Origin of the sequence: Ponticaulis koreensis DSM 19734 (genome assembly GCF_000420665.1) — a bacterium.
Taxonomy (GTDB): domain Bacteria; phylum Pseudomonadota; class Alphaproteobacteria; order Caulobacterales; family Hyphomonadaceae; genus Ponticaulis; species Ponticaulis koreensis.
Genome location: NZ_ATVJ01000001.1, coordinates 494,855 through 518,866, shown reverse-complemented (window position 1 = coordinate 518,866; position 24,012 = coordinate 494,855). Strand labels below are relative to the sequence as shown.

31 protein-coding genes are annotated in these 24,012 nt (G+C 55.9%); 15 read left to right on the top strand and 16 right to left on the bottom strand.

The genetic code is table 11. The features are described 5' to 3' along the window. The first annotated feature begins 76 nt into the window (after positions 1–76). Positions 77–784, top strand: coding sequence for a hypothetical protein (locus G523_RS0102805; protein ID WP_022693505.1), 708 nt, complete (start codon positions 77–79; stop codon positions 782–784). Positions 785–809: 25 nt separating this feature from the next. Here G523_RS0102805 and G523_RS17645 read toward each other — a convergent pair whose 3' ends face one another. The 3 genes from G523_RS17645 to G523_RS0102790 are packed head-to-tail and all read right to left on the bottom strand — an operon-like array spanning position 810 to position 3,027. After that, a complete protein-coding gene (locus tag G523_RS17645) occupies positions 810–1,379 on the bottom strand; it encodes an FKBP-type peptidyl-prolyl cis-trans isomerase (RefSeq protein ID WP_022693504.1) in 570 nt (189 codons plus the stop codon). Positions 1,380–1,401: 22 nt separating this feature from the next. Further along, positions 1,402–2,625: a threonine ammonia-lyase gene (locus G523_RS0102795; protein ID WP_022693503.1), complete on the bottom strand. Its 1,224-nt coding sequence runs from the start codon at positions 2,623–2,625 to the stop codon at positions 1,402–1,404. Positions 2,626–2,631: 6 nt separating this feature from the next. Continuing rightward, positions 2,632–3,027: a nuclear transport factor 2 family protein gene (locus tag G523_RS0102790; protein ID WP_022693502.1), complete on the bottom strand. Its 396-nt coding sequence runs from the start codon at positions 3,025–3,027 to the stop codon at positions 2,632–2,634. Between the two features lie 101 nt (positions 3,028–3,128). Between G523_RS0102790 and G523_RS0102785 the strand changes: the two genes are divergently transcribed. Further along, on the top strand, positions 3,129–3,938 hold the full coding sequence (locus G523_RS0102785; protein ID WP_022693501.1) for a class I SAM-dependent methyltransferase: 810 nt from the start codon (positions 3,129–3,131) through the stop codon (positions 3,936–3,938). 4 nt (positions 3,939–3,942) lie between these two features. Here G523_RS0102785 and G523_RS0102780 read toward each other — a convergent pair whose 3' ends face one another. Next, positions 3,943–5,796 (bottom strand): ABC transporter ATP-binding protein, encoded by a 1,854-nt coding sequence (locus tag G523_RS0102780; protein WP_022693500.1) that lies wholly within the window; start codon positions 5,794–5,796, stop codon positions 3,943–3,945. Between the two features lie 121 nt (positions 5,797–5,917). On the opposite strand from G523_RS0102780, the gene G523_RS0102775 reads away from it, so the two are divergent. After that, complete coding sequence (locus G523_RS0102775; protein WP_022693499.1) at positions 5,918–7,045, top strand: iron-containing alcohol dehydrogenase; 1,128 nt, start codon at positions 5,918–5,920, stop codon at positions 7,043–7,045. A gap of 22 nt (positions 7,046–7,067) precedes the next feature. Here the strand turns inward: G523_RS0102775 and G523_RS0102770 are convergent, their stop codons facing one another. From G523_RS0102770 to G523_RS0102750, 5 genes are all read right to left on the bottom strand, one after another. Then, entirely contained in the window at positions 7,068–7,619 is a 552-nt protein-coding gene (locus G523_RS0102770; protein ID WP_022693498.1) for a hypothetical protein, read from the bottom strand. 90 nt (positions 7,620–7,709) lie between these two features. Further along, positions 7,710–7,895: a hypothetical protein gene (locus G523_RS0102765; protein WP_022693497.1), complete on the bottom strand. Its 186-nt coding sequence runs from the start codon at positions 7,893–7,895 to the stop codon at positions 7,710–7,712. Beyond that, positions 7,892–9,106: a DUF418 domain-containing protein gene (locus G523_RS0102760; RefSeq protein WP_022693496.1), complete on the bottom strand. Its 1,215-nt coding sequence runs from the start codon at positions 9,104–9,106 to the stop codon at positions 7,892–7,894. Before G523_RS0102760 ends, G523_RS0102765 begins: the two co-directional genes overlap by 4 nt. A 61-nt stretch (positions 9,107–9,167) precedes the next feature. Beyond that, positions 9,168–9,614 carry an MmcB family DNA repair protein gene (locus tag G523_RS0102755; RefSeq protein ID WP_022693495.1) on the bottom strand — a complete coding sequence of 149 codons (447 nt, stop codon included), beginning with the start codon at positions 9,612–9,614 and terminating at the stop codon, positions 9,168–9,170. Next, the gene (locus G523_RS0102750) at positions 9,611–10,609 is read right to left on the bottom strand and encodes an NAD(P)H-dependent glycerol-3-phosphate dehydrogenase (RefSeq protein WP_022693494.1); all 999 of its coding nucleotides are present in this window, start codon (positions 10,607–10,609) and stop codon (positions 9,611–9,613) included. The genes G523_RS0102755 and G523_RS0102750 overlap by 4 nt, the downstream gene beginning before the upstream one ends. A gap of 61 nt (positions 10,610–10,670) precedes the next feature. Between G523_RS0102750 and G523_RS17640 the strand changes: the two genes are divergently transcribed. Continuing rightward, positions 10,671–11,255, top strand: a complete 585-nt coding sequence (locus G523_RS17640; protein WP_022693493.1) for a TetR/AcrR family transcriptional regulator — start codon at positions 10,671–10,673, stop codon at positions 11,253–11,255. A 318-nt stretch (positions 11,256–11,573) separates the two neighbouring features. Here G523_RS17640 and G523_RS17635 read toward each other — a convergent pair whose 3' ends face one another. Beyond that, positions 11,574–12,902: an ATP-dependent DNA helicase gene (locus tag G523_RS17635; protein WP_022693491.1), complete on the bottom strand. Its 1,329-nt coding sequence runs from the start codon at positions 12,900–12,902 to the stop codon at positions 11,574–11,576. Between the two features lie 70 nt (positions 12,903–12,972). Between G523_RS17635 and G523_RS0102730 the strand changes: the two genes are divergently transcribed. Both G523_RS0102730 and G523_RS20045 read left to right on the top strand, forming a co-directional pair. After that, positions 12,973–13,713 carry a HesA/MoeB/ThiF family protein gene (locus tag G523_RS0102730; protein WP_022693490.1) on the top strand — a complete coding sequence of 247 codons (741 nt, stop codon included), beginning with the start codon at positions 12,973–12,975 and terminating at the stop codon, positions 13,711–13,713. Further along, entirely contained in the window at positions 13,710–14,735 is a 1,026-nt protein-coding gene (locus G523_RS20045) for an alpha/beta fold hydrolase (RefSeq protein WP_081648683.1), read from the top strand. Before G523_RS0102730 ends, G523_RS20045 begins: the two co-directional genes overlap by 4 nt. Here the strand turns inward: G523_RS20045 and G523_RS0102720 are convergent, their stop codons facing one another. After that, complete coding sequence (locus G523_RS0102720; RefSeq protein ID WP_022693488.1) at positions 14,736–15,722, bottom strand: 2-hydroxyacid dehydrogenase; 987 nt, start codon at positions 15,720–15,722, stop codon at positions 14,736–14,738. Positions 15,723–15,878: 156 nt separating this feature from the next. On the opposite strand from G523_RS0102720, the gene G523_RS17625 reads away from it, so the two are divergent. The 7 genes from G523_RS17625 to G523_RS0102685 all read left to right on the top strand — a co-directional run bounded on the left by G523_RS17625 (position 15,879) and on the right by G523_RS0102685 (position 20,425). Then, a complete protein-coding gene (locus G523_RS17625; protein ID WP_022693487.1) occupies positions 15,879–16,484 on the top strand; it encodes an SH3 domain-containing protein in 606 nt (201 codons plus the stop codon). 101 nt (positions 16,485–16,585) lie between these two features. After that, positions 16,586–17,110 (top strand): bifunctional 3-hydroxydecanoyl-ACP dehydratase/trans-2-decenoyl-ACP isomerase, encoded by a 525-nt coding sequence (gene fabA, locus G523_RS0102710; RefSeq protein WP_022693486.1) that lies wholly within the window; start codon positions 16,586–16,588, stop codon positions 17,108–17,110. Positions 17,111–17,118: 8 nt separating this feature from the next. Further along, complete coding sequence (locus G523_RS0102705; protein WP_022693485.1) at positions 17,119–17,874, top strand: 7-carboxy-7-deazaguanine synthase QueE; 756 nt, start codon at positions 17,119–17,121, stop codon at positions 17,872–17,874. Further along, positions 17,864–18,334: a GNAT family N-acetyltransferase gene (locus tag G523_RS0102700; protein WP_022693484.1), complete on the top strand. Its 471-nt coding sequence runs from the start codon at positions 17,864–17,866 to the stop codon at positions 18,332–18,334. Before G523_RS0102705 ends, G523_RS0102700 begins: the two co-directional genes overlap by 11 nt. A gap of 77 nt (positions 18,335–18,411) precedes the next feature. Then, a complete protein-coding gene (locus tag G523_RS0102695) occupies positions 18,412–19,224 on the top strand; it encodes an enoyl-ACP reductase FabI (protein ID WP_022693483.1) in 813 nt (270 codons plus the stop codon). 5 nt (positions 19,225–19,229) lie between these two features. Then, entirely contained in the window at positions 19,230–20,009 is a 780-nt protein-coding gene (locus G523_RS0102690; protein ID WP_022693482.1) for a hypothetical protein, read from the top strand. After that, positions 20,009–20,425, top strand: coding sequence for a GFA family protein (locus G523_RS0102685; protein ID WP_022693481.1), 417 nt, complete (start codon positions 20,009–20,011; stop codon positions 20,423–20,425). Before G523_RS0102690 ends, G523_RS0102685 begins: the two co-directional genes overlap by 1 nt. A gap of 9 nt (positions 20,426–20,434) precedes the next feature. On the opposite strand, the gene G523_RS0102680 is transcribed toward G523_RS0102685, so the two are convergent. Next, positions 20,435–20,620, bottom strand: a complete 186-nt coding sequence (locus tag G523_RS0102680; RefSeq protein WP_022693480.1) for a hypothetical protein — start codon at positions 20,618–20,620, stop codon at positions 20,435–20,437. Between the two features lie 61 nt (positions 20,621–20,681). Then, complete coding sequence (locus G523_RS0102675) at positions 20,682–21,218, bottom strand: thiamine phosphate synthase (RefSeq protein ID WP_033232582.1); 537 nt, start codon at positions 21,216–21,218, stop codon at positions 20,682–20,684. 74 nt (positions 21,219–21,292) lie between these two features. Between G523_RS0102675 and G523_RS0102670 the strand changes: the two genes are divergently transcribed. Continuing rightward, positions 21,293–21,955 (top strand): YggS family pyridoxal phosphate-dependent enzyme, encoded by a 663-nt coding sequence (locus tag G523_RS0102670; protein WP_022693478.1) that lies wholly within the window; start codon positions 21,293–21,295, stop codon positions 21,953–21,955. Positions 21,956–21,958: 3 nt separating this feature from the next. Here the strand turns inward: G523_RS0102670 and G523_RS0102665 are convergent, their stop codons facing one another. Beyond that, positions 21,959–22,240, bottom strand: a complete 282-nt coding sequence (locus tag G523_RS0102665; protein ID WP_022693477.1) for a hypothetical protein — start codon at positions 22,238–22,240, stop codon at positions 21,959–21,961. A 106-nt stretch (positions 22,241–22,346) separates the two neighbouring features. Beyond that, on the bottom strand, positions 22,347–22,796 hold the full coding sequence (locus tag G523_RS0102660; RefSeq protein WP_022693476.1) for a GNAT family N-acetyltransferase: 450 nt from the start codon (positions 22,794–22,796) through the stop codon (positions 22,347–22,349). Between the two features lie 108 nt (positions 22,797–22,904). Between G523_RS0102660 and G523_RS0102655 the strand changes: the two genes are divergently transcribed. After that, a complete protein-coding gene (locus G523_RS0102655) occupies positions 22,905–23,237 on the top strand; it encodes a hypothetical protein (RefSeq protein WP_155802567.1) in 333 nt (110 codons plus the stop codon). Here G523_RS0102655 and G523_RS0102650 read toward each other — a convergent pair. Continuing rightward, complete coding sequence (locus G523_RS0102650) at positions 23,234–23,965, bottom strand: hypothetical protein (protein WP_022693474.1); 732 nt, start codon at positions 23,963–23,965, stop codon at positions 23,234–23,236. The genes G523_RS0102655 and G523_RS0102650 overlap by 4 nt on opposite strands. Positions 23,966–24,012: the final 47 nt, after the last annotated feature.

Here is a 24,012-nt window from a genome sequence, read left to right as displayed (position 1 = left end):
AGTTCCAGCTTCATCGGGGAGGGCTGGAGTGTCAGGTTTTAGAGCTTTGTGTGCGGCAGCACTATGCGCGGGAATAGTGTCATGTGCAGCTGAAGAGCCTGCGCCAACACCTGTTGAAACTGCCGAAAGCGACTCTGCCGAACCAAGTGCCGCCGTGTCGTCGCTGTCTTCTATTCGCGCCATGGCAAGTTCTGATGAACCCCGTGAACTTGATATGTCGATGCAGGATACGTCCCGCGAAAGCATTTCCCCGTTTCGCGGGCTGTATCTTCCCGAACAGCGGGCAGCCTATGATGACATTTACGAGACGGTTCGCAATGAGCCGGGCGTTCGCGAACGCTATGAAGCAGCGACGCAGGAAAGCCTGGAACAGTTGCGTCTGTCGCTCACGCTGCCATCACTTCTCTACTCGATGACCTGCGCTGCCGGTATTGATGTTCAGGGGCGCCGCGAAATCATCTCGCCCTATGAGTCGACGTATAATTCTAAATACTGGCTCTACACCGCATTTGCGGAACTGGATCAGCGCAATGCTGGCTCGGTTGCAGGGTTTCCTGAGGTGGTGCCGGGCATTGAGCGTTTCCCCGAACGTAGACGCGATTTTACGCCTGCTCCTGCGGTTAGTGAGTATCGCGAGCAGGTCTATATTCTCTATATGCTGGAGCGGGATGACCAGCTGGAGAGTGACTCGCGCCGCTTAAATGCAAATCGGGTGGAAGCCTGTTGGAACAGACAACCACCCGCTTTGAGTTATTATGGGGGCAATTCATTCGCCGTTCGCTAAGTCGTAAACGGCGAATGAGAGCAATTTAGTTGAACGCTTCGCCTGACCAGACATCAGCTTCATAGCTGGAGGTCATGTTCATTTCGTCCAGCAGCACGATGCGGAAGATCAGATCGTCACCCGGGCTGATCGGGCCACCTGGGCGCGGGTTCTGGCCGTAAGCCATCTCAGACGGAATATAAAGCAGCCAGTCATCGCCCGGACACATCATGCCGAGAGCTTCTGTCCAGCCGCGAATGACGCGGTTAGCTGGAAACTGAGACGGCTGGTTGCGCGCGAAAGACGAGTCAAAAACCGTGCCGTCTACGAGGCGACCTTCATAGTGAGCGAGCGCAATGTCGTCATTGTTGACGTTGGATTCGCATTCAGGGCCAGCTGTGAGAACGATGTATTCAAGGCCTGATTCCATAATGTTTACGGCGTCACCTTCATGGTCCCAGCCATCATTCGCGTAAGTCGCCCACGGATCGGATGGATCGGCCGCAGGTGTAGCTTCCATGCGCGGCGCGGCGCTTGTTGTGGACGCGCCCTGTTCGCAGGCAGCCAGTCCGAAAGCAGCGCTCATGGAAAGCGCGAGGAGGGTAGGTTTCAGCATTACTGTTTCCTTGTGTCTGAGATCAGAGCTTGCGTGGCGGATAGCCGGCAGCTGTCAGGGCTTCAATCACTTCCTGAGTGTGCTGCGCATCGCGTGTTTCTACGAGGATATCAAATTCCGCGCCTTTCGCCGGAACATCCAGTGCAAGACGGTTATGGGCAACTTCGATAATGTTTGCGCCGGAATCGCCGATCACTTTGGAGACGAGCGCCAGAAGGCCCGGCCGATCGTCACCCAGAATACGGATGTTGACGAGGCGTTGGTCGCGCACAAGGCTGCGTGTCAGAACTGAAGCCAGCAGACGGGTGTCGATATTGCCGCCGCACAGGACGAGGCCCACGCGTTTGCCGGAGAATTTCGTCGGGTGCGCCAGAAGCGCAGCAAGACCTGCTGCACCAGCGCCTTCGGAAATCGTTTTCTCGACCGTTGCATAAAGCGTGATGGCGCGCTCGATCGTGTCTTCATCGACAAGCACCACGTCGTCTACGAGGCGCTGGCAGATTTCAAAGTTGCGTCGCCCAACAGTCTTCACCGCAATGCCTTCAGCAATCGTTGTGCCGCCCGCTTTCGGTGGTTCGCCTTTGAGCTCGTTGAAGAGCGCAGGGAATTGTTCGACTTCAACGCCAATGACTTCAATGTCCGGCTGCAGCGCTTTAGCGGCTGTTGCGATGCCGCTGATCAGTCCGCCACCACCGACCGGAATGACCAGGCAATCCAGCGGCTTTGAAACGTCATCAAGCATTTCAAGCGCAATTGTGCCCTGACCGGCCATGACGAGCCTGTCGTCAAACGGATGAAGGAAGACGAGGTTTTCCTTCTCGCACAGCATCTGGGCATGCTCATTGGCTTCGATCAGCGTGCTGCCTTTCAGGATCACGCGCGCACCATAGTTTCGCGTATGCTGCACTTTCACGAAGGGCGTGTTTTCCGGCATGACGATGGTCACCGGAATACCAAGCCGCTGTCCGTGATAAGCGACACCCTGTGCGTGGTTGCCCGCAGACATAGCGATCACGCCGCGCTTTTTCTCTTCATCGGTCAGACCCATGAGACGGTTCAGCGCGCCGCGTTCTTTAAAGGCTGCTGTGAACTGGAAGTTCTCGAACTTAATCCAGACCTCCGCACCCGTAATCTCTGACAGCGTCCGCGAGTGACGCATAGGGGTATGCTCCACCTGTCCTGCGATTACGTCCGCAGCGGCCTGAACATCTTCGAGCTTTAGGGTGTTTTCGGTCACGTTTAACATCAGTCCTTACTGAGCTTTCAGCCTTTCGAGCATTTCTTTCATTTTGGCGTGCAGCATATTGATAGCCTGCAACGGGCGGACCATCACTTTGAAATCAGTAATTTGTCCAGCCTCATTCCATGAAATCATATCGATGCCATCGATGTAGATGCCGTCGATCTTGGTCTCGAACTCAAGCACGGCGCGGTCGCCCAGATCGAATTCGCGCACATAGACAAAGTCTTCGCCACCCAGCACTTTTTCAGCAGAAGCAAGGTATTGGAAGGTGATCTCTTTGCCTCGCTGGGGTGTGTGAACGACCGGCGAGTGGAAAACCACATCATCTGCCAGCATACCGCGCAGCTCTTGATGGTCATGGCTCTGCATATGGTCATACCAGCGTTGAAGATTTGGACTTGCCATTATTGTGCTTCCTTTCCCGTATAGTTATCCCACATGTGTAGCCTTAACTTCGCATCCGACAACTATGTGTCGAGTAAATCTGCTATCGGAGCGCGGCGATCATGAAAGATGCGATCAAATCCATCCTGCCGGTAAATGTACGTACACGCCTGAAATGGGCGGGCTATGCGGTTAAAGACATTATTGATCCGGTGAAGGATCCGCGTGTGCCAAACCGTCGTGACACGTTTGTCGGCGGCGGCGATTTTGTGGCAGTTGGCGACGACTTCCTGAAGACACTCAAACGACATGGTGTGACGCCGGATATGGCCATTCTTGATGTGGGGTGCGGGCAGGGTCGTATGGCGCGTCCGCTTACGGAGTTTCTGGTGCCGGAAGGGCACTATCTCGGTTTTGATATTGTGAAAGCAGGCGTGGAATGGTGCCAGACGCACTATGCTGATCTGCCGAATTTCACTTTCGTCCATGCTGATGTGTTCAACGCTCGATATAATGCAGACGGCCATAACGAAGCATCTGCCTACACATTCCCATCCGACAGCGATGCCTATGATTTTGCGTTCCTGACATCTGTCTTCACGCACATGTTGCAGACGGACGTGGAGCGTTATCTGTCAGAGATTACACGCTCATTGAAGCCGGGCGGTCGCTGCCTGATTACATGGTTCCTGCTGAACCCGCAGACAGAAGCCTGCAAAGCTCCGCGCCTGACTTTCAGGTTTCCGGTGGATGAGGGCTCTAAGACGACGCTGGAAGATAGCCCTGAAGCGGCTATCGCATTCTCGGAGAATTGGGTGCGCGACGCGTATCTGAAAAATGGCCTCGCTATCGAGGCCATTGAGTACGGAAACTGGGCTAATCCTCACAGCCAGTTCGGCTATCAGGACACGATCATCGCCCGAAAGGTCTGAGAGCTTAGCTCGCCAGCAGACCTTCGCTCAGTTCTGAGGGATCATGCTCAGCCACGACGTGACCCGGGCCAACTTCGACAAGTTGTGGGCGATACTGTTCTGTATCGGCGTCATCAACCAGTTTGGACTTCATGAAACGCAGCGTTGCGCGGCGATCCAGCGGTGACGGCAGGTCGCCCTGAAGCTTTACAATATCACGGTCCTTCTCGGCGCGTGGATCCGGGTTAGGAACGGCAGCAATGAGAGACTTTGTGTAAGGGTGGCGCGGGTCTTCATAAATTGCGTCTCGCCCTGCAATCTCGACCACGCGGCCAAGATACAGTACCATGATGCGATGCGAGATTTCGCGTACAACGGCAAGGTCATGGCTGATAAAGATCATCGCCAGATCAAACTCGGATTGAAGCTCGATCAGAAGGTCGATGATTTGCGCCTGAACCGAAACGTCGAGGGCGGAAACGGCCTCGTCGCAGATGACCAGCTTTGGCTTCATGATCATCGCGCGGGCAATACCGACACGCTGGTTCTGGCCACCTGACAGTTCATGCGGATACCGGTTGATCAGTGCCGGATCGAGGCCAACACGAGGCATGATTTCCCGAACGCGGAGTTCACGATCTTTACGCGAAAGCGAAGGTTCGAACACGGTGAGCGGCTCTGCAATCGACTGGCCGATGGTCATACGCGGATCGAGGCTTGCAAACGGGTCCTGGAAGACGATCTGCAGATCACGGCGGACTTCTTTCAGCCCATCCTGGCTGGTTTTTGTGATGTCCTTGCCGATCCATGAGACCGATCCGCCCGTTGGCTCGACAAGCTGGAGAACAGCGCGTGCAAGCGTGGACTTGCCGCAACCGGACTCGCCAACCACGCCAAGCGTTTCGCCCGGACGCAGATCGAAGCTTACGCCATCAACAGCGCGAAGCTGCTTTGTTGTGCCGAAGAAGCCGCCTTCGGTCTTGATCGGGAAGCTGACACGTACATCGTCTGCCACCAGCACCGGCTTCACATCTGCAGCGGGCGGCGGAGAGAGGCTAGTGCGACCCGGACGATCCGGCTGGTCAATTCGCGGCACTGCCTCCAACAACTTTTTTGTATAGTCATGGCGCGCCTCGTAGAAAATCTGGTCAACCGTACCAGTCTCTACGATCTCGCCTTGCTTCATCACCACAACGCGGTCGCACATACGTGCAACAACGCCCATATCGTGGGTAATGAGAACGATGCCGGTGTCGGTCGTTGCTTTCAGGTCATTCATCAGCGCCAGAACCTGCGCCTGAACGGTGACGTCGAGTGCGGTTGTCGGTTCGTCCGCGAAAAGAAGTTTCGGGCCGCAAAGCATGGCGATCGCGATCATGACGCGCTGGCGCATGCCACCGGAGAGTTCGTGCGGGAACTGGTCCATGCGACGGGCAGGGTCTGGAATACGCACGCGTTCCAGCCATTCAATGCATTCTTTGTCCGCTTCCTTGCCGCGCAATTTGCGGTGAATGGCGAGTACTTCGCGAAGCTGTGCGCCGACAGTCATGTGCGGGGTCAGAGATGTCAGCGGGTCCTGAAAGATCATGGACATTTGAGAGCCGCGCATCATGCGTCGTTCGCTCTGGCTCATGCCGAGCAGGCTTTTGCCTTCAAACTTTACCTGACCTTTGGTGCGTCCGTTCGCGGCGAGCAGGCCCATTGCCGCGAGGGCGGACTGGCTTTTGCCTGATCCGGATTCGCCGACAACGCCGACGCATTCGCCGGGGAAGACTTCAAAGCTGACCCCCTTCACTGCGTTCACAACGCCATCCGGCGTATCGAATTCCACAGCGAGATTTTCTATGCTGAGAAGTGGGGTTTTAGCCTGATTTTCCAACTCTTTACTCCGGACCTACGTCAAAAAGGGATAGCTAACTATCACTTTCCGCCGATTTTTCATTGCTTACAGGCGCGCCTTACGCTTTTTTGCAACTAGCATCTCAGGGGAGAGAAACATAATGCCTGTCATCAATTTCGTAACACCGTGCATTCTCGATCATGGCGCCATCACAAAGCTTGGCAAGACCATGGCCGGTCTTAATATCACAAAGGGATTTGTAGTCACTGACCCGGGCATTAAACAAGTCGGTCTGCTGGACAAAGTCACAGAAAATATCAGCGGTGCGTACGAAGTGTTCGCCGGAACCGAGCCGAACCCAACCGAAAAGCAGGTGACGGAAGTCACTGCGATGTACAAAGAGTCCGGCTGTGACGGCATTATCGCGCTTGGTGGCGGTTCTTCCATGGACCTTGCAAAGGCTGTTGGTCTGATGGCTAGCCATGGCGGAAACCTCGCCGATTACGGCGCGACTGTTGGTGGGAGCAAGAAGATTGGCAAAATCCCGCCTCTGATCGCGATCCCGACAACGGCTGGTACTGGTTCTGAAGTCAGCGTGGGTATGATCATCATTCAGAACGACGGGCATAAGCAGACTTATGCGTCTCCACACCTTGTTCCAGCGACTGCGATCTGTGACCCTGATCTGACACTCGGCCTGCCGCCGCTGCTTACGGCTGCGACAGGTATGGACGCTGTCACTCACTGTATCGAAGCGATCCTGACCCCTACAGTGAACCCGCCGGCTGAAGGCATCGGCTATGAAGGTCTTGGCCGCGCCGTTGGTGATGGCTGGCTGAAGCGCGCTGTTCAGGATGGTTCGGACACAGACGCCCGTTGGAACATGATGGTGGCTTCTTTTGAGGGCGCGCTCGCCTTCGTGAAAGGCCTTGGCGGCGTGCATGCTATGTCTCACGCGGCTGGTCGCCTGCATGACCTTAAGCTTCACCATGGCACGCTGAACGCAATCTTCCTGCCGCACTTCATGCGCTTCCACGCTGATGCTGACGAGCGTAAATTTCAGCGCATCCGCCAGATGATGAACCTGCAAGAAGGCGCATGTGTGGGCGATGCGATTGCTAAGCTGAACGAAGATATCGGCATTCCAGCTAAGCTTTCAGATATCGGCGTTACAGCGGATCACGGTCCGTCAATCGTCGAGTACGCGCTGAAAGACCTTGCGCACTATGGTAACGCCAAGCCTGTCACGCAGGCTGATTATGAGAAAATCTTCGAACTCGCGCTCTGAGTTGGATGATCTGGCCGGGCGGCTATCGCGCCGCCCGTCTGCTCGTCACCGCAGTGATGTGGCGTACATCGCCTGAGGCGCTTAGCTGGCGTGCGAGCGCAACTTCCAGTTCACCTGCCGCGCGCGGATCGCCCGCCAGACGATAGGTGAGAATTGCCTCGCCTGACGTTGTAATACCTTCCAGATAAAAACCCCGGAATGTCGGATTGGCTTTGGTCCAATCGGCAAATTGCGCGCGGGCGGCGCCGCGGTTTTCGCGGAAGGTTCGAAGAAAGCGTGCCGCTTCGGAGTGTGAACTAAGGCTGACAATAAAGCGGGGTGGTTGTGGTGCGCCCGATGTGTGCGTTGCTTCTGTCTCGCTGATGATGCCTGCGCGGGTGCTGGCCCGAAGGATTTCTGCGGGCCGCGACAGGCCCTCAAAGCGTTCAACCGCATCCATGATGATAGGCGCACTTTGGCGGTCTGCAGGTGGAACCATCGTCAGCAGCACAGCCATAGCACCAACCATGGCAATCGCTGCGGCGATGCCAATCTCCAGAATAAATACGTTTGCTGGTGTTACGGGTTTACGCACGGCTTAGCCCCAGTCCGATGTCGCGCTTCTCTATTCAGACTAAGCGCCTGCCTGTGGTTCGCGAAACGGGTTTCACCATCGGGGCGAAGTCTAGCCGTCGTTCGCGGCCTCGGGGAATGGGTCTATAGGGGCTGTTTCGCCCGTAACAGTCTCTACGACCTGATCCTGAACTGCGTTCGCCAGTGTTTCAGCGCGGGCGAGGCGTTCCTCCTGTTGGTCACACGCAGCCAACAGAAGGAAGACAGGCGTCACCAGTGCTGCGCATGAACGTGTCATGCGTTGTTTCTCTGTAATGGTTGGCGGTAACCGAGATAGGTCCAGCGGCGCAGGAGAATTTCCATCGGTCCCCGTTTGAACTTTGTAAGCCAGAGGCTCACAAAGCACAGTGTGAAGATACCGGTCGCCAGCGCAATCAGAACGGCTGGCAACGCGCCCAGATGACCATAGAGGCCAAAGCCGATCGGCAGGGTTACGATGCACAGAATCACAGATTGTAGCAGATAAGCGGACAGCGTGGCTGAGCCGCCTCGCGCCAGGAATTGAAGGACCGGCCCTGTGCCCATGCGTGCGATGAGGGCAATCACGCCGATATAGCCAAAGGTGGAGAAGGGTGAGCCTAAGATCATGATGGCCATGCCGAACAGGCCCTGCGCGCTTTCACGCTGCTGCGCTCCAATGTAAACATTTGAGCCGTAAAAGCTCAAAATGAGCCCGATTGGCAGAAGTACGAAGAGCGACGTCTTCCAGAATTTATGGTCTGGCTGACTGAGCAGACCCAATTTGAAAAACCCGAGGCCGATCAGAAAGAAACCGAACGCACTTATACCCTGAACCAGTATGACTGTCGGGATCAGCGTTGGGATCAGAGACGCTCTTGCAGCAGCGATCTGCAGGAAGCTTCCTTCAGCAAAGATGGCATCAATGGCCAGAAAGGCTTCGCGCTGTTCGGCCATCTGATCGTCCATCATACGGCGGGTCGCAGGGTCGGTAATACCTTCCATCATCGCCATGGCGCCTGCGCCAAGCATCATCAGGGCAGTCTGAATCGCTATCAGCACGAGGCCCCAGATGATGAGCGTTTTCGGTTTTCCGTTCCGGCAGAAATAAAGAAGGCTGCCCAGAATGGCGTAGGTTACCAGAATATCGCCCAGAAACAGGAAGATGACATGGATCAGGCCGAGCGCCAGCAGGCCCACCATTCGGCGATAATAACGCGCTGTCGCATTGGTTTCTGTGCGTGCGGCTGATGCGAGCTGATAGCCGAGGCCAGCGCCGAACATCATGGAAAAGAGAGAATAGGATTTCAGCGTGAAAAGCCCGTTCACCAGCAGTTTCGCCCAGTGATCCCCTGCCTCTCCGGTGGAGGGATAGCCTGCGTTTAATCCTGCTGAAAACATTTCGACGTTTACAAGTACAATCCCGATAATCGCCCAGGCGCGGATCAGGTCCGGCATCAGGTCGCGGTGTCCGACAGTCGTTTTCAGCATGGTGTCCCTCCCAGTTTCGGACAGGATATACAGAATTGTTGCGGTTTGTCAGTGAAGGTTTTTATTCTGGTGTGAAACCGGCTGCGAATTGTTGCGCGGAGAAGCGTTGTGCGGCTGTTCGGGCAAGCTTCAGGGTGACGGCTTTGCGGCGTGCCGCGGCGAGTTTGTGTTCCGGAGCCGGGCGAATCAGCGCGCCGCCAAACTGGTCGGCAATTATCAGGCCGGTATCGAGTGGCAGAAGCTCGGTCGGAAAGCTCTCATGCACGGCGAAGAAGAACTTGTCGCAATAGGGGCGATACTCATGCCATTTGCCATCGGACTCAAAATCGGGCTTTCCGGATTTGACTTCGACGATCCAAATCTCGCCCTTCTCGCTCAGCGCCATGATGTCTGCGCGTCTGCCGTTTGCGAGCACCAGCTCTGTCACGCAGGCAAGAGACATTTGTTCAAGCAGCCGGACTGCGCCCTGCGTCACCGCGCGGGTTATGTCCGGCGTGGTAAAGCTCATAGAACGTTTTCGGCCTTAAACGGGCGTTCGATCAGACCTTTCATGGCTTCGCGCAGAGTGATATTGCCAGCCAGAATATTAGCGACCGCCTCACAGATCGGCATTTCGATGTCATAGCGTTTCGCAATTGCAACGACGCCGGGTGCGGTCGCGACGCCTTCGGTGACGGCTTTGCGTTCTGCCAGAATATCAGCTGGAGAGCGACCTTCGCCCAGCGCTTTACCAAAGCTCATATTGCGCGACTGCGGTGACGAGCAGGTGAGAACCAGATCACCCAGCCCGCAAAGGCCGGCAAGCGTTTCGGGCTGGGCGCCCATAGCGCTACCAAGGCGCACCATCTCTGCAAATCCTCGGGAGATGAGCGCAGCATGCGCAGACTTGCCAAGCTGAAGCCCTTCAACAGCGCCGCACGCAATCGCCAGCACGTTCTTAACCGCGCCGCCAATTTCTGCGCCGACAATATCGTTGCTCCAGTATGGACGAAACTCTGGGCGTCCAATGCTCTCCATCCATAGCGCGCCAAGAGCCTGATCTTCGCAGGCGAGCGTGACGGCTGTGGGCAATCCTTTGGCGACGTCGATAGCAAAAGAGGGGCCCGAGAGAACGGCAACCGGAGCAGACGGTCGCGTTCCCTGAAGAACATCAGCCATCAGTTTCAGAGAGCCGTGCTCAACGCCCTTGGCGCAGAGTGCGAAAGGTGTGTCGTCCGGTATCAGGCCGTTCAGCTGTTCGAAGACGGAGCGTGCAAATTGCGCAGGCACGACCGCGAGCATCGCATCGACGTTTGCAAGATCGGAAAGGGATGACGTGGAAGGGATAGCTGGGAGGTCGACACCGGGCAGGAATAGCGGATTGCCCTGACCGGAAGAGAGGGCCTCAGCGACCTCGGTTTCTCGTGACCAGATAAGCACATCGCGTCCGGCGGCCTGCGTGGAATAAGCCAGTGCTGTGCCCCATGCGCCAGCGCCAAGAACGCCAATTCGATCAAAACTCATTAATTGTCCTATCGACTGAATAAATCATTGATGATTCATTCTTATCATCTATGCTCAAACCATGACCGAGACTACAGACACCCGCGAACAGATCCTCAGAGCGGCCATGACCCGTATCCTACACTATGGATATGCAAAGACCACAATGGCCGAGATTGCAAAAGACTGCGATATGTCTGCGGGCAATATTTACAGGTTTTTCAAATCCAAGCTGGATATCGCCGAAGCGATTGTGCGCGGCTTTAATCAGGCCTTTTACCAGCTATTCGCTGAGATCGCCCGCCGGAGCGACGAGCCGGCCCTGCCACGCCTGACTGAGCTCTTCAAAGCGCGGCTGGAACGCACTTACCACATGATGCAGAACAAGACGAAAGCCTTAGAAATGGCGGATGTTCTGGCACGTGAGCGCCCGATATATTATGTCGAAGAGCTGGCTCAGGAGCGGATCTATATCGTTCAGATCCTGGAGCAGGGGCGCAAGTCCGGTGAAATCAAGTCACTGGATAATCCGAACTTTACCGCTGAAATGCTGCAGATCGCACTCATGAAGTTTGAGTCTCCACGCTTCTGGGCTGACGAGTCCTATGAAGAACTGACCCGCGAATTCGACGGCGTCATGAAGCTTCTCGAAAAATCGCTCACCTGAAACGGCTTTAAAAACAAGGTGCAGTGAATTCTTACACCTAAATACTGAATAAAATTGATTTCGTTCATTGTTTTTGGTTCATGTTGGTTCTATATACAATCCACGAACACGGCATGGTGCCGCTCTAAGGGAACGGAGAAAAACAATGAGCACGGAGTTTCAACGCAATCTGATCAGTATGTTCGCGGCAGTGCCGCTCGCGTCGGCTGTAATTGCGATGACAGTTGCGGGTTTTGGTTACGTGATCTGAACTGCAGTCACGTAGTAAACTAGATGCCCTCCCGGTTCGCCGGGAGGGTTTTTTGTTTCTGTAAGAGGCTAAAGCAGCTCGTCTTCGCGCGGCTGGAAGCCTGCAATCAAGTGTGTGTCTGTATCTTCGACGATCTCCAGCTGGCCGAATTCAAAGGCGCGGCGGTCAAACGCCAGATCGGACGGGCGAAGCGGGCGTGAAAGCTCTAGTCCTTCAAGTGTTGTCGCCCTTGAAAAGGCAACATAGGCCTGACCATGCGCGAACATGCCGTTGTCGAAGTCGATATAGACTTTCTTCAGGGTCAGTCCCTGAGACTTATGAATCGTGACCGCATAGGCGAGGCGGATCGGCAGCTGTTTGAATGAGCCGACGACAGACCGGTCGACCTTGTCGTTCTCTTTGTCCATCTCATAGCGGTACTTTTCCCAGACGGCAGGTTCGATCCGGCAGGTCTCACCATCGATTTTGACAATCACTTCGTCTTCATCAAAGCCTTCAACCGTTCCGATTGAACCGTTCACATACCGGCCTTGGGGGTCATTCTTTATGAGCATGATGCGCGCGCCGCGTTTCAGCTCCAGAATGTTTTCTGTCGGTGCGGCTTTATCGTCGAACTGGCCTTCCACGGTTGCCTGAAAGGCATAGGTTTCGCCATCAAGCGCTTTCAGACGTGCCTGATTGATGCGGAAGGCGGCGGCATTGTTCGGCGTGAGAACGATATGGGTTTCGCTCGCTTCAATAGCGCGGCGGCCCGTAACGCGATTGTTCAGTACCTCTACATCATCTTCATCCAGGCGCGCCTGCCGCACTCCGTTCAGGAGCTTCAGGAATTCGGGATCATTCTGGCGATAGACATGTTTGAGCGCGACCAGTGCAAACGCGCCGGTCTGGAAGGCTTCCGCGCGGAAGAAATATGGGTTGCCGTAGCGCTCCATCAGGATTTCTTCTTCGTCTCGGGAGACAACAGGAGGCAGCTGATGCAGGTCTCCGCACAAAACCATCCGTACACCGCCGAACGGTTTTCGGGAGCCGCGATTGAGCTGCAGTGATTTATCGATTGCGTCCAGCATGTCTGCGCGGACCATGGAAATCTCGTCGATGATAATCGTATCGAGCTTTTTGATCAGGCGCGCATTTCGCAGGCGTTTGATATCGGTTGCATCAAGTAGTCTTGGCGGAAATTTGAAGAAAGAGTGGATGGTCTGGCCACCCGCATTCATGGCAGCAATACCTGTCGGCGCGAGCACGATGGCTTGCTCGCCTGCGTCAGCGAGGAATTTGCGGATAAGCGTGGTTTTACCCGTTCCCGCACGACCGGTCAGAAACACATTGCCGGTCGGGGAGCGTTCTTCGCCGCTAACCCATTTCAGTGGAGCTGAGCTCTCAGTGTCCGACAATTCTCATTCCTCCACTTGAAGCCTGCGCCGCGAGGGCGCAAAACGAAACCAGCTAATAGCCGGGCCAGATATGACACCTGAACAGATTGAACGATATAAGCGCCATTTCCTCGTGAAAGAAATCGGCGGACATGGCCAGAAAAAACTTCTGGATGCGCATGTTCTGATCGTCGGTGCGGGCGCGCTTGGCGGTGTTGCGGCGCGGATACTCGCAGCGAGCGGCGTTGGGCGGCTGACCATCTTTGACGATGACAAGGTTGATGTATCGAACCTTCAGCGCCAGACGCAGTTTTCATCGCGTGATGTGGGAGATTGGAAGGTCGCGGCGTTGTTTCGGGGGCTGTCTGCGCTCAATCCGGATATCCGCATAGATGTCGTTCAGGAGCGCTGGACGCCGGATGCGACGCTCGCTGAAGCGGACCTTGTTCTGGATGGCTCCGATAATTTTGAAACCCGTTTCGCACTTAACGCATCAAGCCTTGCAGAGGGCGTGCCGCTCGTTTCCGGCGCTGTTGCCGGCTGGACGGGGCAGGTTATGGCGGTGAATGCGCCGCATGATGAAAACTGTCCTTGTTATCAGTGCTTTGTGCCTGCTGAGCCGCCGGATGCAGGCAATTGCAAAGACCTTGGAGTTGTGGGCGCGATCACCCATCTGGTCGCCAGTCAGCAGGCGCTTCTCGCAACACGTTACCTCATCGGCGAAACAGAAAATCTGTTTGGCAGGTTGCTGCTCATAGAGGGGCTGACCGGCGCATTCCGGACTGTTAAGCTTCCTAAAGATCCGGCCTGTCCGGCATGTGGCGCTAAATGATGCGCGGACCGCTGAAATGGTCTGTTGTAGGCCTTTGTGCCGCTCTCGCGCTGACCGGCGCAACCTGGTTATCCTTTCATCGCGCGGACATTCCCTATGAAGACCTTGAGGCGCTCTATGAGCAGCCAGTGTCTGAATATGCGCGCCTGCCAAACGGGCTTCTGGTGCATTACACTGACGAAGGCCCGCGCGATGCGCCGGTGCTTTTGCTGGTGCATGGCCTTGCCTCGGCCAGTCAGAGCTGGATGGCCTGGAGAGAGGATCTGAAACAAGACTACCGCGTCATCAGTGTGGATCTGCCGGGGCATGGTCTCACTCGCGTGCTTGAAACGACTGATCTCACTACGGCAGGCCTCGTTGACTTTCTGTCCCGCTTCGCTACGCGCCTGAATCTTGATGAGTTTGTATTAGTGGGGGCCTCGCTCGGCGGACATATTGGTAGGGAATATGCGCTCCGTCATTCTGATAATCTGAGCGGGCTGGTGCTTGTTGCGCCAGCCGGTTTGTCGTCTCCCGATGAAGCGCGCGAGCATGCTGCCTTTGCGTCCGACATCGTGAATAACCCGGTCGTTAGCGCCCTCGCGGTGACGCTTGATCCAGCGATAGCGATCCGGCGCGGTTTTGTTGCCGCAAGCGGAGAAGCCGCGCCGTATGAAACGGTTCGTCAGTATGCTGACTTTGCGCGTGCGCCGGGGCATCGTGAGGCGTTGCTACGCGTCTCTGCGCGAACCGATGGGGTATCAGATGATGCTCTGGAACGGCTGCAAAGCCTGAGCCTGCCCGTACTCGTTCTGCAGGGGGAGGGCGATGAAATCGTGCCTGCCGATCATGCAAGGCGTTTTGTTGAAGCGGTCCCTCAGGCAGAGCTCGTCATATATCCGGACGTTGGGCATTTGCCGCATGAACAGATTCCGGATGTCACGCTGACTGATCTGCGTGCATTTTTAGATACGTTGGCGCCAGATCAAGAGACCCCGCAGCCAGAGACAGCGGGGCCTGAAATTCCAGTATCGGAAGACTGATTACAGCATAGCCGGAATGATGCGATCCGGCGGCTTGTGACCGTCAGCAAAGGTTTTGATGTTGATCAGAACCTTCTCGCCCATTTCGGTGCGGCCTTCTTCAGTCGCAGAGCCAAGGTGAGGCAGCAGAACGACATTCGGCATTTCTTTGAGCTTCGGGTTCACCGCTGGCTCATGCTCGAACACGTCGAGGCCCGCGCCTGCGATTTTGCCTTCTTCAAGCGCACGCGCGAGTGCAGCTTCGTCAATCACTTCACCGCGCGATGTGTTCACGACGAAAGCGTGAGGCTGCATCAGCTCAAGACGGCGTGAGTTCAGAAGGTGATAGGTAGCCGGTGTGTGCGGGCAGTTAATGGACACATAGTCCATGCGCGCCAGCATCTGATCGAGGCTGTCCCAATAAGTTGCGCCGAGAGATTCTTCGATCTGCGGGCTGACCTGAGTACGGTTATGGTAGTGGATCTGCATGCCGAAAGCTTTGGCGCGGCGCGCAACAGCCTGACCGATACGGCCCATGCCGATAATGCCAAGACGCTTGCCGGAGATGCGGCGGCCCATCATCCAGGTTGGTGTCCAGCCTTTAAACTCGTCATTCTCGATGGCTTTGACGCCTTCGATCATGCGGCGCGGTACAGACAGAAGCAGCGCCATTGTCATGTCCGCAGTGTCTTCAGTCAGAACGCCGGGCGTGTTGGTGACGGTGATGCCACGTTGGGTTGCGCTTTGTACGTCGATATTGTCTACGCCCGCGCCGAACTGCGCGATAAGACGAAGATTGTCGCCAGCATGAGCCAGAACGCGTCCGTCGATTTTATCTGTCACGGTCGGGACAAGTACATCTGCCTCCGCCACTGCGTCTGACAGCTCACCCTGTGACATAGGGTGGTCAGATTCATTCAGTGTCGTGTCGAACAATTCCTTCAGGCGAAGTTCCACCACGCTCGGAAGTCGACGGGTCACTATAACTTTCAATTTTTGCGAAGACATCGCGTCCCTATCCTGCTTCTTTTCTCGTGCCATAGCAAACAAGTGCGGCGTGGCCAATGCGTTCAGAAGTCCCAGATAAATTTTCAGAACCTGTTTACGCCTTATTCACCATAACAGGCAAAAATTTCCCATGGAACAGACCTCGGGAAATTAAGCATGTTTGCGAAGCTGAAAAGCCTTTTTCTCGCCAGCCTCATGATTTCACTGCCATCGGTCGCGCAATCTGCGAACCAGGGCCCTGTGACCGGTCAGGCTGTGCGAATCAGCGCCTTCTCCGGATTGCCGGTGCCGCGCTTTGAATCGCTGAAGTATTCCGCCGTGCACGGTCGCACAGGCCCGAGCCTCGAATATCCGGTAGCATGGCGATACGAGCGTCGCGGCCTGCCCGTTATGGTTGTTCGTGAAACACGCGACTGGCGCATGGTGCGTGACCCGTCCGGCGATGAAGTCTGGATGCATGAGCGTACTCTCGGTGGTCAGCCAAGCGTTATGATCCATGGTTCAGACCTTGTTGATCTTCATCGGTCTTCCAATTCTGAATCCCGCGTCGTGGCGCGCATGGAATCCGGCGCGATCGCCACGCTCATCGGCTGTGAAGAGACCATGTGCGAAGTCTATATCAATCATCGTCGTGGCTGGGCCGACAAAACCTATCTCTGGGGCGCGCCGGGTACTGCGCCGTCTGTCGTCGCCTTTGATGACGAAGATGACCTCGGCGATACAAACGCTGATATGGCTCTGCAGGTTGCTGCCGTAAATTAAGGCAAAGCCCGTACTCGCTATGCGTGTGTGGGTTGACCTCAAGGGAAACATACCGTTTCTGGCAGACTTTCAGCGGACAGCACGACGGTAAGGAATCCCAATTGTCTGAGTTATTTGAAAGAAAATCTTCCTACACGAAGGAAGAGCTGATCGAGAGCGGCAAGAACAGCCTGTTCGGTGAAGGTAATGCTCAGCTGCCGGCGCCGCCAATGCTGATGATGGACCGCATCACCGAGATCACCATGGATGGTGGTCCGCACGGCAAGGGCAATATGGTTGCCGAGCTGGATATCGATCCGTCACTCTGGTTCTTCCAGTGCCACTTTATTGGCGACCCGGTTATGCCAGGCTGTCTCGGCCTTGATGCGCTCTGGCAGAATGTCGGCTTCTGGCTTGGCTGGAGCGGCTCTCCGGGCAAAGGCCGCGCGCTTGGCGTTGGCAATGTGAAGTTCACCGGTCAGGTCACACCTGATGTGAAGCTCGTCCGTTATGAAATGGAACTGAAGCGCGTGAAGCGTGGTCGCCTTGTTCTGGGTATTGCAGACGGTCGTCTGTACGCTGACGACAAGCTGATTTATACAGCTGACGACATGCGCGTTGGACTGTTCCAACCGGAAAAAAGCTGATCATAGCCATGAGCCAGGAAACGCTCTGGCTTGCGGTTGACGATCACGGCAATCCGGAAATCTTTTCTTCTATTCAGGGTGAAGGGGCGAGCCTTGGCGCGCCCCGCACCTTTATCCGCCTTTCAGGGTGTAACCTGCACTGTAAATGGTGCGACACCGCCTACACCTGGAACTTCGAAGGCACACCTTTCTCTCACGAAGACAATGTAAAGTTCGTTCCGGAAGCGGAACGGCTTTCACGCAGCTTTGCGGATATCGCCTCTGAAGTCGCCAAGTTAGAACCTTCGGGCATCGTGATTACCGGCGGCGAGCCCATGCTCCAGAAGGGTAAGCTTGAAGGCCTGATTACAGCGATCAAAAACGATTGCGGGCCTGTCTGGGTCGAGATTGAAACCAATGGCTCTATCGCGCCGCCCGCACGTCTCGTTCCGTTGGTCAATCAGTTCAACGTCTCCCCAAAGCTCGCCCATTCTGGCAATGACGCCGCTATTGCGCTGAATGAGGCCTCGCTTTCCGCTTATGCCGCGCTGCCGCAAAGCTGGTTTAAGTTTGTTATCGGCTCACCTGAGGACCTTGAAGAGGTTCTCGCGCTGACCCGGAAATTCCGTATCCCGCATGAGCGCGTGTATCTTATGCCGCTCGGCCGATCTTCGGGCGAAGTGCGCATGCGTAGCAAATGGCTCACCGAAGAATGCCTGCGACACGGCATGAACTTCACCGACCGTCTGCATATCCATCTATACGGGGATACGCGTGGCACCTGAGTTTGAAATCCGCGCTGGTGATTTTGATGATCCGCAAGTGGTGTCACTTCTGGAGTTTCACGTTCGAGAGGCTTTTGCCAATTCTCCGCCAGAGCTCGCCTTCGTGCTGGACCTTTCAAAACTCAAAGTGCCGGAAATTGATTTCATCACAGTCTGGCAGGGCGATCAGCTCGTCGGTATGGGCGCGTTGAAGCATTTGTCGGATGCCCAGTGCGAGATCAAATCCATGCGCACTCATCCGGATCATTTGCGCAAAGGCGTGGCCCGCATTGTGCTCCAAACGCTCATCGCCATGGCGAAAGAGCGCGGCTATCAGACCGTGAGCCTTGAGACCGGTACGACAGAGGTCTATGCGCCAGCTAATGCCCTCTACCGAAGCTTTGGCTTCCAGCCGGGTGATGTGTTCGGCGATTATGTCGTCTCCGACTTTAACAGCTATTATCACCTTGAAATCGCCTGAGTGCAGGCCTTGCCTTACTTGACGTGATGGGCGTCCGCGCATAGCCAACGTGTTCAACATTTCGTCTTGGAGGACACATGTCTGACTGGAACATGCCGGAAGGCAATCTGATGGCTGGCAAGCGCGGCATCGTTATGGGCGTCGCAAACCAGAACTCCATCGCCTGGGGTATCGCAAAGCAACTCGCTGCACAGGGCGCTGAAATCGCGTTCACTTATCAGGGCGAGGGCCTTGAGCGCCGCGTGCGTCCACTCGTCGAATCTATCGGCATGGATTTCATGATTCCGGCGGACGTGACTGACGACGAAAGCATGGATGCAGCCTTTGCGGCAGTGAAAGAAAAATGGGGCAAGATCGACTTTCTGGTTCACTCCATCGCCTTCGCTGGCAAAGATGAGCTGATGGGCTCCATGGTGGCGAACACCTCTCGTGAGGGTTTCCGCCGCGCTATGGATATCTCGGTTTATTCCTTCATTGATTGCTCCCGCCGTGCATCTGAAATGATGGACCCGGGCGGCTCTATCATCTGCATGACCTATCTTGGCGCTGAGCGCGTTGTTCCGTCTTACAACGTGATGGGCGTTGCCAAGGCTGCACTTGAAGCATCCACCCGGTATGCAGCACGCGACCTTGGTAATCAGGGCATTCGCGTCAACGCGATCTCTGCAGGTGCAATGCGTACGCTGTCTCTGGCTGGTATTCGCGGCGGCAAATCCCTCATGGGTACGGGCCGCGAATGGTCGCTCCTGAAAGAAGACACGAAGATGGAAGGCGTTGCAGGCTGCGCGCTTTATCTTCTGTCTGACATCGGCCAGTCTATTACGGGTGAAGTTCTGCACGTCGATGCAGGCTTCCACGTTGTAGGCGTGCCTGAACCTTCCGAGGAATAAGCAAAATGGGCAGCAAAACACCTTTTGTTCTGACTGTCCTGATTGCTGTTGCGGGCTGTGAAACGTCGCAGCCTGCGTCACCTCCTCTGCCTACGGAGGCGGAACTGAATTGCCCGGCGGTAGATGGTTATAGCCGGGAGAGGCTAGAGGCCTCTAGCACCTATATTGACCGCCCCGTGGAGAGCTTCGTTCCTGAAGCTCTGTCAGAAGCGCCTTTACCGGACGAGGCTGTCGCTGCGCAAAACCGTCTGCGTGTTCGCATGTTCGGACGACCTGATAAATCCATCACTTACTGGCGCGACGATAACACAGGGCTCTGGAACCTTCAGGGCGTTCGCACTTATCAGCGATACTCGTGGAATCCGTCACCACCTCCTCCGCCGCCACCTCCGCCCCCAGAACCAGAAGATGAAGAGGCTTATGAACGCTACATGCAGCGTCAGGCCGAGGAGGCCGCACGACGCGCAGAGGCAGAAGAACGTGCACGAAATCGGCCGCCTCTACCAAGCTATCGCACTTTGAACGCTGAAAGTTCGAAACGGCTTGACCAGTTATTCTTTGATCAGTGCGTTGCCGCGGGACCCGAGCATATTCCCGGATGGTTCGATCCTTATGTTTGTCCATCGGATGGAAACTCCTGGGCTGGTGAAATCGTTCTCAATGGCGGCGAGCCACGGCTCGTTGCTGTTGGATGCCGAAACGCCTTCGCCTTGAGCCAGCTGCTTGCGAATGCGTCATGGCCCAACGCGGAAGACCTTATTCCTCTTGGCCCGGAATACGACTGATGAGCTACACGGCATCATGCGGCTGTGGCCAGCTGAAAGCCCGCTGCGACGGGGCGCCTGATAGTATTGTTCAATGTCACTGCGCCGACTGTAAAAAACGGTCGGGCAGTGCGTTCGGCCTTGGTGCCTATTATCAGGGTGAAGCCGTCACCATAACCGGCGTATCCCAGCGCTATATCCGCAAGGCCGCATCAGGCGCTGACTTTATCCAGTTCTTTTGCCCTAATTGCGCAACAACACTTTACTGGACAACAGAGCGTCATCCGTCCGGTATTGGCATTGCCGTGGGTGCGTTTGATGATCTGCCGGATTCTAAGCCCGTTCGTTCCGTATTTGATGACAATCGCTGCGCCTGGCTGGAGCCATTAAAAATCCCGACCTTCAGAAAAGGCCGGGACTCTGAACAGATCCGGTGATCAAAGCGCTTAAGCGCCGCCGCCCAGAAACTTTTTGCGCTTGGCTTCCAGCTTGCGGGAGAAGTTCTTGGCGCCTTTCGCGCCCATGCGCTTTTTCGCCATCTGCTTCTTGCCGGCTTTGTATTCTGCCCATTTCTCGTCGCTGAGCTTCATAGCTTCGAAGTCGGATTTAATCGGGCTGGCTTTCTTTTTCATACTACGTCCCCTTGAGTTGACTGCCTTAATTTCTAAGCGTGGCATGCGGGCGAGACAAGTTTTACGTGCAGATAAACCCTTCAATCGCGGCGAGTCCTGCGAACCCGCTCACGCGTGCTGCCGTCTCTGCGTTGACGCCGCCAAGTGCGTAAACCGTCTTCTCCGTTCTCATAACCAGTCTCCGAAACCTCACCGGCCCCATACTAGCCCCCGCGCTCGCGCTGTTGGATGGAAATACGGTGGAGAACAGAATGGCATCGCAAACGGCGGCGGCTATGGCGCGTCTTGAATGCGCAGATTGTGTCTGGATCAGAAAGCGGCCTTGCCATTTACGGGCAAGCTGCGCGCGGGCTTCTGGCCAGTGAACGCCGTCGGCTTTTGTAGCGATGGCAAGGTCTGGGTCATTCGCAATGAGCAGGGCGATCCCTTTGCGATATGTAGCCGCTCTTAGTGCTTTTGCGGTTTCCTTCCGGTCGGTTGAGCCGAAATGGCGGTAGATGACGCCCGTACCGTTTGGCAGTGTGTTCACAACGCTGACCGGATCCGGTGTTCGCTGCGGATCGGTCAGGAAAAATGCGCCGGGCAGGGGATAAGGCATTTGACGGCTTGCCTCTCGCACGGCAGACACCATTCTTCGTCCTGTTCGATGCATCATGTCCGGAAAACCGCCTTATGAGCTTTTCAGAAAACCTTGCCGAGATAGAAGCCCGCATTTCCAAAGCCTGTCAAAAGGCAGAGCGTGAAACCGCGCCGGAACTGGTTGCCGTCTCCAAGCGCCAGCCGGATGAGAGGATTGAAGCAGCGCTGGCGGCAGGCGTGCGCGTGTTCGGTGAGAACCGCGTTCAGGAGGCGCAGGAGCGCTGGGGTGAGCGCCGTGGACAGTACTCAGATTTGAAACTTCGTCTCATCGGGCCGCTCCAGTCGAACAAGTCAGAAGATGCTGTCGCCCTGTTTGACGCGATTGACGTGCTGGATCGGCCAAAGCTCGCGCGTACATTGGCGGAAGCGATCCAGAAACTCGGTAAATCGCCAGACATTCTGGTGCAGGTGAACACAGGTGAAGAGCCGCAAAAGGCTGGCGTTCTGCCAGCAGACCTTGAAACCTTCATCACGAAAACCTGCCCGGAATTCGGGATTACCCCAAAAGGCCTGATGTGTATTCCGCCTGCGGACGAACCGGCGGGGCCTCACTTTGCTCTGCTGGCGAAGCTTGCAAACCGTTATGACCTGAAAGAGCTCTCCATGGGCATGAGCGGTGATTTTGAAACCGCGATACTCTATGGCGCGACCCATATCCGTGTTGGATCGGCCCTGTTCGGCGAACGAGACAGCTAGCCGCTATTTCACCATCCGATAGAGATCATACTCTGGTAGCGAGAACTCTGCCGGATCGGCACTAACTGTGCCCTCAGGATAGAGGCGCGGCGTCGGAAAGCCGGGGCGCGGGCGGATGTGTTGCCAGACCGGGTCGATACGGATCAGTTTGACCGCTTCCATCTCGGCGTCCTGTGCGCTGTCAGCCTCAACATGGCAGGTCGTCTCGAAACCGAATAGTTTCCAGCGTCCCTTGTCGTGCAGAGGGAAAAACTCGCCGCGAAGATCAACTTCATAAAATGCCATGAGGGCACCTCCCGAATGGCAATGAAACGCAAACTATGTGAGACGACAAGCGTGACGCGCTGCTAAACCGGCAAGCGACCAGATTTTACGCAGAAGGGAGCGGGGCCTATTCTGAAATCAGGCGGACCTGCCAGCTGCCGCTGTTTCCTTCCGGCACCATTTCAGACCAGCCCATCGCAGCGCAGGCGGCGCGGCCATATTTGTTTCGCACGTCGAGTTCCTGAAACAGGCGCTTGCCGGTGAGCACACGGCCGACCTCCAACAGGCCAGATCCAATGCCGCAGAGACGCCATTCAGGGAGGACGAAAATATGGCTCACATATCCGCTTTCCGTGTTCACGATTATGAAGCCAACAATGCCGGCTTTCTTCTCAGTCGCGACGATGGCGGTGGTGTAGCTAAGCGCGTGTTCCAGCGCGTCAGGGTCAAACCGGGTTGTGACATGCCACGGGAATTCTTGCAGACATGTTTGCAAAACGGCTTTGATGGCGTCACGATCTTCGCGCGCGTGAGGCCGGATTTCCCATCCGGCAGCGTGATGGGTCTTAAGTGCCATACCCGATAATCTAGCTCAGTTTTTTGAAATTCCAAAATCACTTCAACACACAGCGCCCCTGCTTGTGTGTGAGTTTAAATCGCGCCAACGTCTCAGTAGAGGTGAGCCATGGGATTATACTACTCGGTGACGGATGAGACTGCAGGCCTCGAGGTCATGTCTGGCGGAAACCGCTTTCTGCATGCGCTTCGTGAAACGCTTGGCTGGCGCGATGATCTGACGGAGCCGTTTCTCTATATGGACAGCGATGATGTTGCGCCTAAAATAGTGGGGGCTGAGCTCTTAAAGTTGGTGAGCGATGCCATTATGGATATCCCGACTTTGCCACCAAAAGAGCTGGGCGCGGGGGATATCGACACTGTGCTCACATCGCTAAAGCTGCTGCGCGACTACGTTCTTCAGAATGCGGACCATGAGTTCACGGTTACGCTGACGCCCTAGCTGCGTTGGCGCCCGCACAAGGCATAAATGCCCTGCACGGCAGTGTGTGCGATCAGGTGGAACTGCCTGACGGTTCGGGCCTCATCCTCCTCGGCGGTCTCTAACAGCGCGCCTGGCGCGGCAGCTCCTTTGAGTGGATTAAAGATCGGCCTCCTAGTGGGCGGAGCCTTCCGAATGCTCCGTATGCGACCTTTCCAGATTGAGGCGATGTTGCGGGCACGGTCGTCTGCCTGATCAAGCAGTGTGAACAGGCGTTTCAGGCGCATATCTAGAGCCGCTTCAATCTGCTCTGACCGACGTTTCGGGTGGCCGGTGTGGCGCCCGCCGGAAGACCGTTTGGTGATGTCTCTGATTGATGGAAGTGAGATGCAGAATGCAGGCGGTACAGGTTTGCGCCGTGCAAGAATCTCGCGCTCCGCAAAACTGATCGGCTGACGTTTGCCGGCCTGAATAGACACTGGCAGCGTCCATTGGCGCGCGGGCGCTGTGTCGTCACGAATGTGCGCGAAGGCGAGAAGAATAATCCAGCAGCGGATCATATGCTCGGCCCGGCTCACCATACGCGCCAGCACGCGGCGTTCGAACGTCAGAAGGCGAGGCGGTTCTCCAGCTTGCGCGGGCAGGGCCCAGCTTCTCTGATAACGAAAGGCCGCACCAATATACGTCATGATCCGCGCCAGCAGGTCACTGGGCGTATCTTCAGACAGATTGATCGGCGCTTCGTACATGCCAGCCAGTATGGCGTGATCTCTGGGGAGAGGGATAAGTTTTTGCG